The following is a 16,432-nucleotide window of genomic DNA, read 5'->3' as shown; positions in this document are numbered from 1 at the left end:
CGCATACATCATTGGATCCACCGTTCGCAATAGTGGATCCGCGCGTCTACACCACAGACAACGCCACGGGATGCCGCAGCATTCCGCTCAGCGGCGTCCGCGACGGTCGTCGCCGCGCCAGTCGTCGCCGCGGCGGTCGGCGAGGAAGCGCTCGAGCTCAGCAGCGAGCTCGTCTGCACTCGGCAGGTCGCCGGTGTGGATGATCGGCTGACCGAGGTTGGACCCAGCCATGTACGCGTCGTACCGCTCCTCGAGAGTGCGCAGCATCGTCGTCAGCTCCGGATTTCCCTCGACCTGGTCATCGACCTTCGACACATACTCACGGTTCTCCTCGCGGACAGCATCCGCGTTGAACACGAGCCCCGTCGCGACCGACAGACTGTCGAGGCCGGCGAGGGCCGCCGCCGGGTAGTCGGTGTCGGCGAGGTAATGCGGGACGAGCAGCACGAACCCCGACACCGAGGCGCCGCTCTGCGCGAACCGATGCTCGAGGAGGTGACCGACCGTCGCCGGAACCTGGGTGTGGGGCTGCCACACCGAATGCGCCTGGGTCAGATCGGTGCGGGTGCCGCTGACCGTCGTTCCGATCGGGCGCGTGTGCGGCACCGGCATGGGGATCGCGTGCACCCACGTCACCGTCGAGACCTGAAGCCCCTCGGCGAGGCCCACGACCGTTTCTGAGAACGACTCCCACGCGAAATCGGGCTCGTAGCCGGCGAGGAGGACGAACGGCTGTCCGATGGCGTCGTGCGCCAGTGAGAGCTCTAGGCGCGGCGGCCGGTAGTCGGCCAGATGATCGGCGTCGAACGTGATCGTCGGGCGGCGCGCGCGGTAGTCGAGCAGCACGTCCGCCGAGAACGCGACGACGGGTGCGGGATCGAGGTCGTCGCGGAAGATCTGCACCATCTGCGAGACGGCTCCCCCGGCATCCGTGAAGCCGGTCAGCACGATCACCATCGGCAGACCCGCCGGAACGGGAGGGGCCGACGCGACACGCTCGTAAAGGGGACCGCTCAGGGGCATGCCTCCACTGTACGAGCCCTCACCCGTGGCGGCGCCGTGTGCCGCTGACAGCGAACACCCGCGGGCCCGGGCTCCGACGCGCGGCCGTCGGGGTCGACGTTCAGCGAGGAGGCAAACCTAGGATGGAGGTCATGGCGTTTCCCGAGCTGTCGTCCACGACCGAACCCCTGCGCGAGATCGAGGCCGATGCCCTGATCCTCGTGCTGCCCCCTCTCGACGAGGCGTCCGACGCCCTGGCTGCGTGGCCGGGCGTTGCGGACGCGCTGGAGGCCGTGGGCTTCACCGGCGCCGTGGGCGCCACCGTGCGGGTCTACGCTCCGGAGGCGACGCGCCTCCCCCTGATCGTCGTCGGCACGGGCTCTCGCCCGGACACGGCCGACCTCCGTGACGCGGTCGGTGCCGCGGTGCGCACCACGACCGGCTTCGCCACCGTCGCCGTTGACGTTCCGGCTGCGGATGCCGCGGGATGGCGCGCAGCCGCGGAGGGTGCTGTTCTCGGGGGCTACCGCTTCGATGGTTACAAGTCGACGGCAGCCCCGGCGCGCGCCGGCCGGGTGATCGTCCGTGCGGACGCGGAGGTCGACGATCGATCGCTCGAGCGGGTGCGTGCGATCGGTTCGGCGGCCGCGCTCGTCAAGGACCTCGTCCACACCCCCGCGGAGTGGCTCGGACCCCAGGACGTCGCCGATGCCGCAGTCGCCGCGCTCGCCGATCTGCCCGTCGAAGTCGAAGTGCTCGACGAGGTGAGGCTCGCCGACGGCGGGTACGGCGGCATCCTCGGTGTGGGTCAGGGCTCGGACCGTCCGCCGCGACTCGTCCGCGTCGACTATGCGCCCGCCGATGCCGTGCGCCACATTGCGCTGGTCGGCAAAGGCATCACCTTCGACACGGGTGGCCTTTCGCTGAAGCCGGCCGCAGGCATGGTCGGGATGAAGTACGACATGTGCGGCGCGGCGACCGTTCTCGCCGTGGTCCGCGCGGCTGCACAATTGCGGGTGCCGGTGCGTGTCTCAGGGTGGCTCTGCGTCGCCGACAACATGCCCTCAGGCCGCGCGATTCGCCCCGGCGATGTCCTGAGGATCCTCGACGGCACGACCGTAGAGGTCTTGAACACCGATGCCGAGGGGCGCCTCGTCCTCGCGGACGGGCTGGTCGCCGCAAGCCGCACGCATCCCGACGTCCTCATCGATGTCGCCACTCTCACGGGCGCGATCTCGGTTGCCCTCGGCTCGCGGCATACGGGCGTCATGGGCTCTGACGAGGCTGTGGCCGAATACCTCGAGGCGGCAGGGGCCGCCGACGAGCTCGCGTGGCCGCTGCCGCTTCCGGCGCACATGGAGGAGGAGCTCGACTCCCCCATCGCCGACCTCGTCAACGCCAAGATCGGCGACCCCGCCGGAGGATCCCTGTTCGCGGGACTGTTCCTCCAGCGTTTCGTCGGGCGCGTCTCCGACGCCCCCGACGCTCCTCGCATCCCGTGGGTGCACCTCGATATCGCCGGAAGCGGCTCCACGAAGTCGGCGTCCGGCGCCACGGACAAGGGTCCCACCGCAGCGACGATCCGCTCGCTGCTGGCATTCGTCGAAGGAGACGCACGATGACCTCAAACCGCGCCGACGTCGTCATTCTGGGCGGAGGATCTGCCGGATACGCCGCCGCCCTGCGCGCTGCCGAACTCGGGCGTTCAGTGCTGCTGGTGGAGAAGGACAAGCTCGGCGGTACGTGTCTGCATCGCGGCTGCATCCCGACCAAGGCGCTGTTGCATGCGGCGGAAGTCGCCGACAGCGTGCGCGAGGCCGCGGCGGTCGGCGTGCGCGCCTCGTTCGACGGCATCGACTCCGCAGCGGTCACAGCTTTTCGCGAAGGCATCGTCGCCAAGAAGTTCAAGGGTCTCGAAGGGCTGGTGAAGGCGCGCGGCATCACGGTCATCAGCGGAACCGGTCGTCTCGTGGTCGATGCGGAGGGCCCAGCGGTCGCCGTCGGCGACGACCTGTATCGCGGCACCGATGTGGTGCTCGCCACCGGTTCGTACACCCGCACCCTGCCGGGCATCGATCTGGGGGGACGCATCCTCTCCAGCGAGGAAGCGCTCGCCCTGGACGAGGTCCCGGCATCCGTCATCGTGCTCGGCGGTGGAGTGATCGGTGTGGAGTTCGCCAGCGCCTGGCGTTCACTGGGCTCGGAGGTGACCATCGTCGAGGCGTTGGATCATCTCCTGCCCGCCGAGGAGGCGTCCTCGAGCAAGGCGCTCGAACGCGCCTTCCGCAAGCGCGGCATCGCCTCTCGCCTCGGGTCTCGTTTCGCGTCGGTCTCGCAGACGGATGACGCGGTCACTCTCGTCCTCGACGACGGGGCGGAGCTGTCTGCCGACTATCTGCTGGTCGCGGTCGGTCGGGGTCCGATGACCGGCGAGATGGGCTTCGAAGAAGTGGGCGTGACCCTCGAACGTGGGTTCGTCGTCGTCGACGAGCGCCTGCGCACCAGCGTGCCCCACGTCTGGGCGGCCGGAGACATCGTGCCCGGCCTTCAGCTGGCGCACCGCGGGTTCCAGCAAGGGATCTTCGTCGCGGAGGAGATCGCCGGGCACGCTCCGATCGTGGTCCCCGAACACACCATCCCCCGCGTGACCTACTCCCACCCCGAGGTCGCGTCTGTCGGCCTCACCGAGGATGCCGCCCGCGCCGCTCACGGCGACCAGGTGGTCGCCTACGAGTACAACCTCGCGGGCAATGGCAAGAGTGAGATCATCGGCACGGGAGGCATCGTCAAGGTCGTCCGCATCGCCGACGGCCCTGTCCTGGGCGTGCACTTGGTCGGTGATCGCGTCGGCGAGCTGATCACCGAGGGCCAGCTGGCCGTCGGCTGGGAAGCACACCCCGAGGACATCGCTCCCTACCTACATGCGCACCCCACGCAAAGCGAAGCGTTGGGCGAGGCTTTTCTGGCGCTCGCCGGCAAGCCGCTGCACGCGATCTGAAAATCATTCATACACATACACCTCCGTTCGACGGCCCTCCGCTCCCTGCGGTCGCACGGGTCACTAAGCTAGACGTCGGACATCGAACTTCTGAAGGAGACACAGTCATGAGCACATCCGTGGTCCTCCCCGCGCTCGGAGAGAGCGTCACTGAGGGAACGGTCACCCGTTGGCTCAAGAAGGTCGGTGACACGATCCAGGCCGATGAGGGGCTTCTGGAGATCTCGACCGACAAGGTCGACACCGAGATCCCTTCCCCTGTCAGCGGCGTGATCGAAGAGATCCTGGTCGCCGAAGACGAGACCGTCGAGGTCGGCGCCGTTCTGGCGAAGATCGGTGACGGCTCGGGCGCTCCGACCGCAGAGGACGCGCCGGCCGCTGAGCAGCCCTCGGCCGAGCCTGCTCCGGCTGAGCCCGCACCGGCTGAGCCCGCCGCCGCGCCGGAGGCTGAGGCGCCCGCGGTTGCCGCGTCCCCCGCCGCGTCTTCCGATGCCAAGGACGTCGTGCTGCCCGAACTCGGTGAGAGCGTCACCGAGGGAACCGTCACCCGCTGGCTGAAGCAGATCGGCGATGATGTCGCTGTCGATGAGCCGCTTCTGGAGATCTCGACCGACAAGGTCGACACCGAGATCCCCTCCCCTGTCGCAGGCACGCTGCAGGAGATCCTGGTCGCCGAGGATGAGACCGTCGCCGTCGGCGCCACCCTCGCGCGCATCGGTTCCGGCGCTGCCGCTCCGGCCGCGGCGCCCGCTGCACCCGCTCCCGCGCAGGCAGCGCCGGCTGCTCCCGCTCCGCAGGCGGCGACCCCTGCGCCTGCCGCTCCGGCTGCTGCACCTGCTGCTCCGGCTGCTGCATCTGCTGCTCCGGCTTCTGCACCTGCCGCTCCGGCTGCGCCAGCGAGCGACGACGACGTAGCTACGTATGTCACTCCGCTCGTCCGTCGCCTCGCTCAGCAGCAGGGCGTCGACCTGGCATCCGTGAAGGGCACCGGCGTCGGCGGTCGCATCCGCAAGGAGGACGTGCTTTCGGCCGCCGAGGCGGCGAAGAGCGCTCCCGTCGCCGCAGCGGCCCCTGCTGCTGCGGCCCCCGCGCCGCTCGAAGTTTCGGCGCTTCGCGGCACCACGCAGCCGATGTCGCGACTGCGCAAGGTGCTCGCCGAGCGTGCCGTGGCATCGATGCAGCAGACGGCTCAGCTGACCACCGTGGTCAAGGTGGATGTGACCAGGGTCGCTGCATACCGGACCGCCGTGCAGAAGGACTTCGTCGCCAAGACCGGCGGAAAGCTCTCGTTCCTGCCGTTCTTCGTGCTCGCTGCAGCCGAGGCGCTACAGGCGTTCCCGGTCATCAACGCGACCGTCGACGGGACCGACATCGTCTACCCGCCGACCGAGAACATCTCGATCGCGGTCGACACGGAGCGTGGCCTGCTCACGCCTGTCCTGCGTGACGCGGGGAGCAAGACGCTCGCGGGTATTTCGTCGGAGATCGCCGACCTGGCCGCACGTACGCGTGACAACAAGCTCAAGCCCGATGAGCTGGCCGGCGGCACGTTCACAGTGACGAACACGGGTTCACGCGGTGCGCTGTTCGACACTCCCGTCGTCTTCCTGCCGCAGTCGGCGATTCTCGGCACCGGTGCGGTCGTCAAGGAGCCCGGCATCGTGAAGGTGGACGGAGTGGAGGCGATCGCCGTGCGGTCGTACGTCTACCTCGCGCTGTCGTACGATCACCGCATCGTCGACGGCGCCGACGCCGCCCGCTTCCTCGGTGCAGTGAAGACGCGTCTCGAGGAGGCGAACTTCGAGGGCAGCCTCGGCATCTGATCGCCCTCCTCCGGAGAGCTCAAGGCTGATCCGCGACGTCATACACGTCGCGGATCAGCCGTTTTCCGTTCGTGCTGACGAGGACGAGGATCTGCGTCGTCTGACCGCTCGCCGTGACGCGATACACCGAGACACCGCCGTACTCGTCGACCAGCTCGACACGCCGGGTGCCCGCGGGCGCGGCCACGGCGCCTGTCGGTGGTGGCATCGACGAATCTTCGAGAACGTCGGCACACCCCTCCGGCGTCCCTGGGCACGTCGATAGGCGTGTCAGAAGTGCCTCGACGGACTCGGCGGCTGCGGGGGCGGCCAGGGCGGCCGCGTCATCAACCCGTGATGTCGGCGTACTCGAGGCCTGGGAGACAGCGGTCGCCCGATTGACGGCGGAGTCGTCGTCCGGCCACGCGAGACCGATGACGAGGATGGCGGCCGCTACGGCCACGGCGACGAGCACGGGCGCGCGGCGTCGCCGATCCGGCCGTGACCGCGGCGGTCGAGAAGGCCTTCGCGCGCGCGGTGTTCCGGCCTGCCGACCGCGATCTGTGGAGCGTCTGCGCGCGATGCTGCGTACGGCATCCGCGAACCCTTGGACCGACGCCGCGACCACGCCGAACGCCTCGTGGCCGCGCGCGACGATCTCCCGATCGACGAACGGCGTCGCCCACGTCGGTTCCATCGGCTCTGAGACGAGCTCGCCGACCTCGCGGCGGAGGCTCGCTGCGCGCCGCGGCTCGGGTGTGCGTTCACGGGGTGGGAGAGAAGTCCTCGCGGCGAACAACGGCTCAGGCTCGGCGGCGCTGAAGAGCGCCTCTTCGAGGCGACCCACTCGACGCGGTGAGGGCTCGGCGTTCGCGAGAAGGTCGCGCAACTCCACCAGCATCGGCCCCATCGTGGGCCCAGCTCCGTCGGCGAGGTAGGTCAGCACACGCGCGGCTTCGCCCACCCAATCCGCTCCGCCGGTGGCCGGCGGAGCCGCGGCGAGCACGGGGCGCCCCGCAGCATCCAGCCACCAATCTCCGAGAGTGATGCCGCAGCGTCGGGCTTCGGACGCACCGCGAAGGATGCTGATGGCCACCGTCACCGTGGCTCCCGGCGGGAGGCTCTCGTGATCGAGCGCGGTGACGAGCCGCTCCGGGCAGTGCGGGAGGAGCGCATCGTGGCCGGACGGGGTGCGCGCGATGTCGCACGGGACGAGTACGTGCTCGTCGGGGTGAGCCGACCAGATCACGGGCGGGAGTTCCTCGATCGGCACCCACACCGCCGGCGGATCGCCGGCGCGCAGAGCACCCGGGTAGGGCGCTTCGTCTGCCCGAAGCTGGCGCAGGAGCGGTGGTGCCGCGAGCAAAGAACGGGAAGCCGTCATGGGGTGAGTCTCACCGCGCACGCCTCATCTCCGGGGCTGAATCCACCGATCTGGGTACAAATGTCGGGGTCGTCGTCGTGGGGAGGAACCGGGCAGCGACGGTAGCCCTGTCGCGCGTGAGGTGCGCCGCGCGACGGTAGGCTGTGTGCCATGGCATCCCGCAGTACCGCAACCGAGAAGGGCCCCGGCTTCTTCTCCCAGCTCCGTTCCTTGTACTCCTTCACGAAGGCCGAGTTCTCTTGGTTGCCGTGGGTGCTGGTCGCGGTGGTGGTCGTGGGTATCGGCATCGGCGTACTCGTCGGCTTCCTGATCCCGCCGACGGCGGTGTGGAGCGTGATCCTCTGGGGTGTCACCGGTCTTCTGTTCGGCCTTCTCGGCGCGATGATCCTGCTGACGCGCCTGTCCACGCGAGCCATGTACCTCAAGCTCGATGGGATGCCCGGAGCTGCCGGCCACGTGCTGTCGACGTCGCTCGGCCGCAACTGGGTAGCGTCAGACATGCCCGTCGGTGTGAACCCTAAGTCGCAGGACGCCGTGTACCGCGTCATCGGTCGCGGCGGCGTCGTCATCGTCGCCGAGGGTGCACGCGGTCGCCTCACGCGCCTTGTCAACGACGAGAAGATGAAGGTGCAGCGCGTCGCCTCGGGTGTGCCGATCAACGTCGTCTACATCGGACACGGCGAAGGCGATGTTCCCATCTCGAAGCTCTCCGCCACGGTGAAGTCGTTCCCGAAGAAGGTCGACCGTGCGACGATGGCCGCCGTCGTCAAGCGCGTCGATTCGGTGTCGCAGTCGGTGACCTCGCTGCCGATCCCGAAGGGGATCGACCCGATGCGTGCCCGGGCGCAGCGCCCGCGCTGACGTCAGGCGCGGATCAATACCGTTCCGGCGAGCTTGTCGTGCAGTCCGCGCTGGTCGGCGTCCCACACGACGGCCGGAATGATCAGCGCGAGCAGCAGGGTGCGCACGGTCGGGCGCCACAGCCCGGTCCAGCCGCCATCCAGACGGACGAGGCGCATGCCGAGCAGCCGGTGCCCCGGGCTCCCTCCGACCGTGGGTATGAAGATCACCTGCACGGCGAGGAAGATGATGTTCGATGCCAGCGGGTTGGCGTTGCGGAACCCGGTGACGTCGTCGATCATCGGGAAGAACGCGTAGGCGATGATGGTCGCGGTCGCGAGATCGATCGCCAGTGCTCCGAAGCGTCGCCCCACGCGCGCAATGCTGCCGACGCCCGCCGCAGGCAGTCCAAGGCGCTGCCCGGGATAGCCGCTGTCGATGTTTCCCGTATTGTCAGTCGTACCCGCCGTCACCGGCTCAGCTTATCCGCGCCGTCGTAACATCCCCGAAACACAGGGGATACTGCCGGGCAACCGGCTCTCGATAGCGTCGAGGTGAGCCTGATCCCGTTCAGGCCTGTTCCACACCCGATCTTGGAGACTCCATGTTCAAAGATTCATCCGAGGTTCTGAAGTTCATCAAGGACGAGGACGTCAAGTTCCTCGACATCCGTTTCACGGATCTGCCTGGTGTGCAGCAGCACTTCAACATTCCTGCCTCGACTGTCGACGAGGAGTTCTTCACGGTCGGTCAGCTCTTCGATGGCTCGTCGATCCGTGGGTTCGCCAACATCCACGAGTCGGACATGCAGCTCATCCCCGATGTCTCGACCGCCTACCTCGACCCGTTCCGCGAGGCGAAGACACTCATCATGATCTTCGACATCTACAACCCGCGTAACGGTGAGATCTACAGCAAGGACCCGCGTCAGGTCGCCAAGAAGGCCGAGAAGTACCTGGCCTCCACCGGCATCGCCGACACCGCCTTCTTCGCCCCGGAGGCGGAGTTCTACATCTTCGACGACGTCCGCTACGAAGTGAAGCAGAACGCCAGCTTCTACAGCGTTGACTCCGAAGAGGGCGCGTGGAACACGGGTCGCGTCGAAGAGGGCGGTAACCTCGCCAACAAGACCGCCTACAAGGGCGGCTACTTCCCGGTCTCCCCCGTCGACAAGACGGCAGACCTCCGCGACGACATCAGCCTGCACCTCATCGAGTCCGGCCTGATCCTCGAGCGTGCGCACCACGAGGTGGGTACCGGCGGTCAGCAGGAGATCAACTACCGCTTCGACACCATGGTGCACTCGGCCGATGACATCCTGAAGTTCAAGTACATCGTCAAGAACGTCGCCGAACAGTGGGGCAAGGTCGCGACCTTCATGCCCAAGCCGCTCTTCGGCGATAACGGTTCGGGAATGCACACCCACCAGTCGCTGTGGCTCGAGGGCAAGCCCCTCTTCTATGACGAGAAGGGTTATGGCGGGCTGTCGGACATCGCCCGTTGGTACATCGGCGGTCTGCTGGCGCACGCCCCGGCTGTGCTCGCCTTCACCAACCCGACGCTCAACTCGTACAAGCGTCTCGTGAAGGGCTACGAAGCCCCCGTCAACCTGGTCTACTCGGCCGGCAACCGCTCGGCTGCGATCCGCATCCCGATCACGGGCAGCAACCCCAAGGCGAAGCGCATCGAGTTCCGTGCTCCGGATGCTTCGGGTAACCCCTACCTCGCTTTCGCGGCGCAGATGATGGCGGGCCTGGACGGCATCAAGAACCGTATCGAGCCGCATGAGCCCGTCGACAAGGACCTCTACGAGCTGCCGCCCGAGGAGGCCAAGAACATCCCGCAGGTTCCGAACTCGCTGCTCGACTCGCTCGAGGCGCTCCGCGCCGACCACGAGTTCCTGCTGGCCGGTGGGGTCTTCACGCCCGAGCTGATCGAGACCTGGATCGAGTACAAGATCGAGAACGAGATCAAGCCGCTCGCCGCGCGTCCCCACCCGTTCGAGTACGAGTTGTACTTCGGCGTCTGACGTTCGACCTCAAGCCCCTCGGTTCCACGGAGCCGGGGGGCTTTGTCGTTCGCGCAGGTTCTGCGCCCGTCGCGGTGAAGATCCGTCGGTCCCATCGCGCGGCCGGGCGTGACGATCCCCCGCAGCACTTGCCTTTCATACCGAGTTCCCATCGCGGTGGATGCCGCGCGCTCCATAGGATCGTGGCGGCACGCTGTCACCGCGACACGGGTCATGCCACGAGAGACGAGGGTCTTCATGTTCGCTGTCACCACCAACGATGTCCCGGGGTACCGGATCACGAAGGTCCTCGGCGAGGTGATGGGATTGACGGTGCGCTCGGCGAACTTCGGTCAGAACTTCACCGCCGGCTTCCGATCGCTCGCCGGTGGCGAGATGCCCGAGTACACCAAGGTCATCTACGAATCCCGGTTCGAGGTCATGCAGCGCATGTGGGCGGAAGCGCAGCAGCGCGGTGGCAACGCTGTCGTGGCCATGCGCTTCGACTCCGGATCCATCGGCAGTTTCACCGAGTTCTGCGCCTACGGTACGGCCGTCGTCGTCGAGCCGATCGAGCCCGCATAGGCGTGAGTCGCGCGCGGAGCGCGCGGCGGAATGTTGCGGCTGGCAGGCGGGAAGCCGACCCGATAGATTGAGCCGACCCGATCGCTTGGTGCACCAACCCGGAGGTGCGTGTGGGCGCGCTTTCCCGCCGTCAGTTCCTCGTCGTCGTCGGCGGCCTCGCCGCCGCGGGCGCCGTTCCGCGCGACCAGCTGGCTCTCGCGCTCACCACGCCGCCGCCTGCTGGTCTCGCGGCGGACGCGCCGAGCACCCTGACGCAGACGATCCTTCAGGGGGCGGTGCAACAGGGGTCCTATCGTTCCCTCGTCGCGGGCCCCGGTGAACCCCACATCCCGCGCTTCGATGTGCTGGGGCGGGCAGCTGCAGCCGGCCGTGCCGCATCGCGCCGGTCTCTCCTGTATCTCGCCCACCTCTCCGACATGCACGTCATCGACGCGCATGTCCCCCGGGCGCATCGAACCCATGATCGTGCAGGATCACGCCGCGTGGGGCTCCGCCTTCCACCCGCAAGACCCGCTGAGCCCGCACGTGATCGCGGCGATGACGACGTCGATCTCCGACCTGCGTTACAGCCCCGTCACCGGCGCCCCGATGGATGCCGCGGTCGTCACGGGGGACAGCGCCGACATGCACTCGCACCGCGAATTGCGCTGGTACATCGACCTGCTCGACGGACTCCCGGTCGATCCCGCACCAGCGATACCTTCCAAGGCGTCCAGGCGTGGGCAGAGGCGGTGTGGGCGTATCGTCCGAGCGCTCCCTCGGGTGGAGCCTTCGGCGCCTACGGCTTCCCGACTCTGCCCACTTTGCTCGATGAAGCGATCGCCCGTCCTGTCCCTTCCGTGGGCCTTCCCGCACCGTGGTACACCGTCTACGGGAACCACGAGACGCTTCTGCTCGGCACCTTCGACCTCGACGCGCCGTTACGCGCTCTCGCTGTGGGCGGACGCAAGTCCTACACCCTCGAGGCGACGGCCAGTCTGGCGCTCGGCGGCTACGCCTCGCAAACGAGTGTCGTCGCGCAGACACTCGACGCGTGGGGGCTCCAGCTCGGCCTGCGCCCGGGCGTCAAAGCAGTGCCGGCGGACCCGGAACGTGCGTTGTTCAGCCAGCAGGACTTCATGCGGGAGCACTTTCGCACGGCGGACCGCCCGGGGCCCGTCGGCCACGGCTTCACAGAGCACAACCTCCGTTCGGGTGAAACCTGGTGGAAGGCCGATTTCTCGCCGTCGGTGCGCGTCTTCGGACTCGACACGTGCAATCAGGTCGCAGGGCCCGATGGCGCCGTGCCGCAGAACCAGTTCGACTGGCTCGAGAAGGAACTCGTGCTCGCTACGAGCGAGAACCGGCTGGCGATCATCCTCAGCCATCACAACAGCGACACGCTCGAAAATCGGGCTCAGCGCCCCGGTCAGGACGAGAAACTGATCGGCGCGGAGGAGTTCGTCGCGATGTTGACGCGGTATCCGGTGGTCGTCGCGTGGCTCAACGGACACACACATTTGAATCAGATCCTCGCGCACCGCGCCCCGTCCGGTGGCGGCTTCTGGGAGATCACGACCGCGTCGTGCATCGATTTCCCCCAGCAGCAGCAGACGGTCGAGGTGGTAGACAACCGTGACGGCACGCTCTCGCTGTTCACCACCGTCGTCGATCACGCGGCGGATCCGACGCCCGGCAGCGGTGGCGACTATCTCGCGCTCGCGTCGCGTAGCCGCGAACTCGCCTCGAACGACTGGGCGGAGACGCCGCTCATGCGTCGCGGCTCGCCGCTCGATCGCAACACCGAACTGCTGCTTCCGGTTCCGTTCGATCTCTCGGCGATCAGTGACGCGGCGCTCGAAGCCCAGCATCTCGCGGCGCGGACCCGAATTCTCGCTCACGAGGCGGCGCTGGCATGAGGTCCGGTCGCGTGGCGCGCGCAGGTGTCCTGATCTTGGCGGCCGGACTTCTCACCGGCTGCTCGCAGTTCGCCGCGCTGGCGCCCGTCGGCGGCAACGGTCTCGCCGAGGTGCGCTTCGGCGCGATCGATGTTCTGCAGGAGAAGGGCATCGATGTGTTGAGCGCTCCGGTGTGCGTCTCGGTGGATGCCGGGCCCGCCGTCACCTGCACGGGAACCACGATCGACGGACGGAACATCGCCGTCACCTCCAGCACCATCGCCGGGGCGGAACTCGAGGTCGTGATCGACGGCAAGACGCTCTTCCGTGGCAGGCTCTCGGACGTGCTCGACCAGGCGGCCCGCTGATGGCCGGTACCCGCTCGGCTTCTCGACGGAGGCTTCTCGCGACGCTCATCGTCGTTGTCAACGCGGCGATTCAGGCGGCGCTCGTCGCCGCCGCTCCCCCGTTGCCCCTGGATGCCGCTGCGTTCGGTCTCGCTCTCGTATCCGGCGTGTCGCTCGTCTTAGCCGCGGTGGGCCTTTGGATGCTCGCACGGGCCGACACATCATGGCGTCCGTCGGCGCTGGTCGTGGCATCCGCTCTCGCGATCGCGGCAACGATGCTCGTGGCGCCGGTCGCCGTTCCGCTCGTAGCCGCCGTTACTTGTCCGATCATCGCGGCCGCGGGGCCCGTGCGGGCGTGGGACGCGATGAGACGACGCCCCTGGCACACAGCCGGGCTTCTCCTCGTCACGATCGTGGGTGTCGTTCTGGCCACGGTTGTGGCGCTCCTGTTCGGTCTGTTCGTCACGGGCGCCGTCGGCTCGGCTGCCACGTGGGTGGTCATCGGTTCCGGAGCTGCCGCACTGACAGGATCGTGGGCGCGGTGGGAGCGGCGAGACTCGTGGGTTCGGGGCGTCGCCGCCGCGATGACTCAGCCGTAGAACAGCTTCTCGAAATCGCGTCGTGCGCGGCGCGCGGTGCGGAGCCACTCCTCCTCGACAAGGGTCGCCGAGCGCGGCGGATACTCGAGGAGACGGCCGATGCCGTCCAGCTTGGTGCGGTCGGTGGGCAGGACATCACTCGTCTGGCCCGACAGCAGCGTATTGGCCGAGCGGAGACGACTCGCGAGGCGCCACGCATCGTGCAGGCGCTGGGCCGCGACATCCGGCACGAGACCGGATTCGCGGGCTGCGTCGAGAGCATGGAGCGTCGAGGTGGTGCGCAACGCCGGAACGTCGTGTGCATACTCGTGCTGGAGCACTTGCACGAGCCATTCGACATCGCTCAAGCCGCCCGGGCCGAGCTTGAGGTGACGCGAGCGGTCTGCGCCCTGCGGGAGACGCTCGTTCTCTACCCGCGCTTTGATCCGCTTGATCTCGCGCAGGTCTTGCGGCGCCGGATGCGCCGGATAGCGAACCTCGTCGGCGAGCGACATGAATCCGGCGATGAGCTTCACGCTCCCGGCGACACCCCGAGCGCGCAACAGCGCCTGCGCTTCCCACGACAGCGACCAACGTCGGTAGTACTCCGTGTAGGAGTCGAGGGAGCGTACGAGCGGGCCGTTGCGGCCTTCTGGGCGCAGATCGGCGTCGAGATCGAAAGGCACGCGGTGGTCTTCCGAGTACGTGCGGATGCCGGCGACGATGCGCAGTGCCAGCTCATGCGCGCGTTGAGGGTCGACGCCGTTGGGATCGTAGACGTAGAGCACGTCGGCATCCGAGCCGAAGCCCAGCTCTCCGCCCCCGAATCGGCCCATGGCGATCACCGAGAAGTCGAGCGACTCGTCGTCCTCTGTGACGACATCGCGACGGACGGCGCGCAACGTCGCCTGGATGGTGACTTCGCTGACGGTCGTCAGGCCACTGGCCAATTCGTCGATGGTGAGCGTCCCGAGTACCGCGCCGAAGGCGAGGCGCAACAACTCGCGTCGACGCAACGCGCGCACCGCGCGCATCGCGTCGGCGACGGTGTCGTGGCGGGCCTGGATGGCGCGCGCCTCTTCCTGAAGCGCGACACCCGGACGCGGACGGAGTTGGTCCTCCGCGTCGAGCCAGGCAACGGACTCGGGAATCCACTCCATCAACTCGCCGATGTAGCGCGACCCCGACAGCACGCGGGTCAATCGTTCGGCGGCGCCCGACGAGTCACGCAGCACCCGCAGGAACCACGGAGTGTCGCCGAGGCGCTCGCTGATGCGTCGGAAGGACAGGAGACCGTAGTCCGGATCGACGCCGTCGGCGAACCAGCGGATCATCACGGGCATGAGATGCCGCTGAATCGTCGCCTTGCGGCTGAGTCCGCCGGTGATCGCGCCGATGTGGCGCAGGGCGCCGGCCGGATCGCGGAAGCCGATGGCGGCCAGCCGGTCGTGGGCCTGGCCGGCCGACAGCTGATGCTCATCGGTGCTCAGCGCCGCGACGGCGGACAGCAGCGGGCGGTAGAAGAGGCGCACATGGATCTCGCGGACCTCGCGCTTGATCGCTTCCCAGAGCGCCCACACGGCGGGTCCCGACTCGGCCAGCCGCGAGGCGCGCGCGAGCACACGGAGCCCATCTGGCTGTTGTGGCATGAGGTGTGTGCGGCGGAGATCGCGCAGCTGCGCGCGATGCTCGAGCACCCGGAGTACGCGGTAGTCGTGCGAGAACGTCGCGGCATCGTCGCGGCCGATGTATCCCGCGCTGACGAGCGCCTCGAGCGCGTCGAGGGTTCCCCGCTGGCGAATGGTGTCGTCGGTGAGCCCGTGCACCAGCTGCAGGAGCTGCACCGTGAATTCGATATCGCGGATGCCGCCGGGGCCCAACTTCAGTTGGTACGGCACCTCCGCGGCAGGGATGTGATCGGTGACACGCTCGCGCATGCGCTGCACACTGTCGACGAAGTTCTCTCGCGCGGCACTGGTCCAGATCTTCGGCTGAACGGCGGCGACGTATGCCTCTCCGAGCATCCGATCGCCGGCCAGCGGTCGCGCCTTCAACAGCGCTTGGAACTCCCAGCTCTTCGCCCACCGCTCGTAATAGGACAGATGGGAGTCGAGGGTACGCACCAACGCGCCCTGCTTGCCCTCCGGGCGCAGGTTGGCGTCGACCTCCCAGAGCGGCGGTTCGATCTCCATGCCGGAGATGCCGCGCATCGTCTGCACCGCGAGGCGTGTGGCGATGTCTATGACGCGGCTCTCCCCCACCTCATCGATCAGCTCATCGCCACCGCCGCCGACGAAGATCACGTCGACATCGCTCACGTAGTTGAGCTCTCGCGCACCGGTCTTTCCCATTCCGATGATCGCGAGCCGGGTCGCCGCGACCTGTGCGCGCGGAAACAGGCCTGAACCGGGCGCGCCGCCGGCGACGCGAGTGCGCGCGACGCAGAGCGACGCTTCCAACGCCGCCCCCGCAGCGTCGGCGAGGCTCGCCGCCACGGTCGCGAGGGCGGCGACCGGGTCGGTCGAGCCCAGGTCGTAGACGGCGATGCGGGCCAGCATGCGGCGATAGCGCACGCGCAGTGCCACCCAGGCGCTTTCGTCACCGCTCTGCGCGAAGCCCTCCGCGTCCGCCCCCACCGCATCGGTGAGTTCACTTCGCAGCTCCTCCGCCGTCGGCGGCGCCACGTCGGGGCCATCGAGGTGGGCGAGCTCCTCCGGATGCCGTAGGTAGAAGTCGGCGAAGCCCGTCGAGGCGCCCAGCAGTCGCCACAGTTGCGGACCCACCCGCTGCACGGCGTTCGCTACGGCATCCGCGTTTCGCCGCGCGATACGCGCGAGGGCGGTCAGCGCACTGTCGGGGTCGGCGGCGTGAGAGGCCCCGCGAAGAATGTCCTCGCGCGTCATGCCGACCGCGGATGAGAGTTCCGTCAGGAGCGCGTCGGCGTCGCCGAGCTCACCGAACCCGTCACGCGCGAGCTGGGTCAGCACCGACGTGCGCTCGCTCGACGTCAT

Annotated in this window: 13 protein-coding genes; 9 read left to right on the top strand and 4 right to left on the bottom strand. The window is 68.2% G+C overall.

Features of this window, described 5'->3' with window-relative positions; all coding sequences use genetic code 11:
• Window positions 1-87: 87 nt before the first annotated feature.
• Complete coding sequence (locus ITJ43_RS01835; RefSeq protein WP_194581566.1) at window positions 88-1,023, bottom strand: proteasome assembly chaperone family protein; 936 nt, start codon at window positions 1,021-1,023, stop codon at window positions 88-90.
• A gap of 131 nt (window positions 1,024-1,154) precedes the next feature.
• Between ITJ43_RS01835 and ITJ43_RS01830 the strand changes: the two genes are divergently transcribed.
• The 3 genes from ITJ43_RS01830 (at window position 1,155) to sucB (ending at window position 5,823) form a co-directional block, all read left to right on the top strand.
• Window positions 1,155-2,624 (top strand): leucyl aminopeptidase, encoded by a 1,470-nt coding sequence (locus tag ITJ43_RS01830; RefSeq protein WP_194581564.1) that lies wholly within the window; start codon window positions 1,155-1,157, stop codon window positions 2,622-2,624.
• Window positions 2,621-4,000, top strand: a complete 1,380-nt coding sequence (lpdA, locus tag ITJ43_RS01825; RefSeq protein ID WP_194581562.1) for a dihydrolipoyl dehydrogenase — start codon at window positions 2,621-2,623, stop codon at window positions 3,998-4,000. The genes ITJ43_RS01830 and lpdA overlap by 4 nt, the downstream gene beginning before the upstream one ends.
• Window positions 4,001-4,107: 107 nt before the next feature.
• Window positions 4,108-5,823, top strand: a complete 1,716-nt coding sequence (gene sucB, locus ITJ43_RS01820; RefSeq protein ID WP_194581560.1) for a 2-oxoglutarate dehydrogenase, E2 component, dihydrolipoamide succinyltransferase — start codon at window positions 4,108-4,110, stop codon at window positions 5,821-5,823.
• 19 nt (window positions 5,824-5,842) lie between these two features.
• On the opposite strand, the gene ITJ43_RS01815 is transcribed toward sucB, so the two are convergent.
• A complete protein-coding gene (locus tag ITJ43_RS01815) occupies window positions 5,843-7,186 on the bottom strand; it encodes a hypothetical protein (protein ID WP_194581558.1) in 1,344 nt (447 codons plus the stop codon).
• Between the two features lie 150 nt (window positions 7,187-7,336).
• Here ITJ43_RS01815 and ITJ43_RS01810 point away from each other — a divergent pair, with 150 nt between their 5' ends.
• Complete coding sequence (locus ITJ43_RS01810; RefSeq protein WP_194581556.1) at window positions 7,337-8,047, top strand: DUF4191 family protein; 711 nt, start codon at window positions 7,337-7,339, stop codon at window positions 8,045-8,047.
• 2 nt (window positions 8,048-8,049) lie between these two features.
• Here the strand turns inward: ITJ43_RS01810 and ITJ43_RS01805 are convergent, their stop codons facing one another.
• On the bottom strand, window positions 8,050-8,499 hold the full coding sequence (locus ITJ43_RS01805; RefSeq protein ID WP_194581553.1) for an RDD family protein: 450 nt from the start codon (window positions 8,497-8,499) through the stop codon (window positions 8,050-8,052).
• Window positions 8,500-8,630: 131 nt separating this feature from the next.
• Between ITJ43_RS01805 and glnA the strand changes: the two genes are divergently transcribed.
• The 5 genes from glnA (at window position 8,631) to ITJ43_RS01780 (ending at window position 13,442) form a co-directional block, all read left to right on the top strand.
• Entirely contained in the window at window positions 8,631-10,055 is a 1,425-nt protein-coding gene (glnA, locus tag ITJ43_RS01800) for a type I glutamate--ammonia ligase (RefSeq protein ID WP_194581551.1), read from the top strand.
• Window positions 10,056-10,292: 237 nt separating this feature from the next.
• Window positions 10,293-10,619 carry a YbjQ family protein gene (locus ITJ43_RS01795; protein WP_194581549.1) on the top strand — a complete coding sequence of 109 codons (327 nt, stop codon included), beginning with the start codon at window positions 10,293-10,295 and terminating at the stop codon, window positions 10,617-10,619.
• A gap of 731 nt (window positions 10,620-11,350) precedes the next feature.
• Window positions 11,351-12,517: a hypothetical protein gene (locus ITJ43_RS01790; protein WP_323741093.1), complete on the top strand. Its 1,167-nt coding sequence runs from the start codon at window positions 11,351-11,353 to the stop codon at window positions 12,515-12,517.
• Window positions 12,514-12,864 (top strand): hypothetical protein, encoded by a 351-nt coding sequence (locus ITJ43_RS01785; RefSeq protein WP_194581547.1) that lies wholly within the window; start codon window positions 12,514-12,516, stop codon window positions 12,862-12,864. Before ITJ43_RS01790 ends, ITJ43_RS01785 begins: the two co-directional genes overlap by 4 nt.
• Entirely contained in the window at window positions 12,864-13,442 is a 579-nt protein-coding gene (locus ITJ43_RS01780; protein ID WP_194581546.1) for a hypothetical protein, read from the top strand. Before ITJ43_RS01785 ends, ITJ43_RS01780 begins: the two co-directional genes overlap by 1 nt.
• Here ITJ43_RS01780 and ITJ43_RS01775 read toward each other — a convergent pair.
• Window positions 13,433-16,432, bottom strand: a complete 3,000-nt coding sequence (locus ITJ43_RS01775) for a bifunctional [glutamine synthetase] adenylyltransferase/[glutamine synthetase]-adenylyl-L-tyrosine phosphorylase (protein ID WP_194581544.1) — start codon at window positions 16,430-16,432, stop codon at window positions 13,433-13,435. The two genes, ITJ43_RS01780 and ITJ43_RS01775, sit on opposite strands and share 10 nt — an antisense overlap.

This window comes from Microbacterium sp. VKM Ac-2870 (assembly GCF_015350795.1).
Lineage (GTDB): Bacteria > Actinomycetota > Actinomycetes > Actinomycetales > Microbacteriaceae > Microbacterium.
The sequence above is the reverse complement of the archived record's forward strand: the minus strand, read 5'-3'. Positions and strand labels throughout refer to the sequence as shown.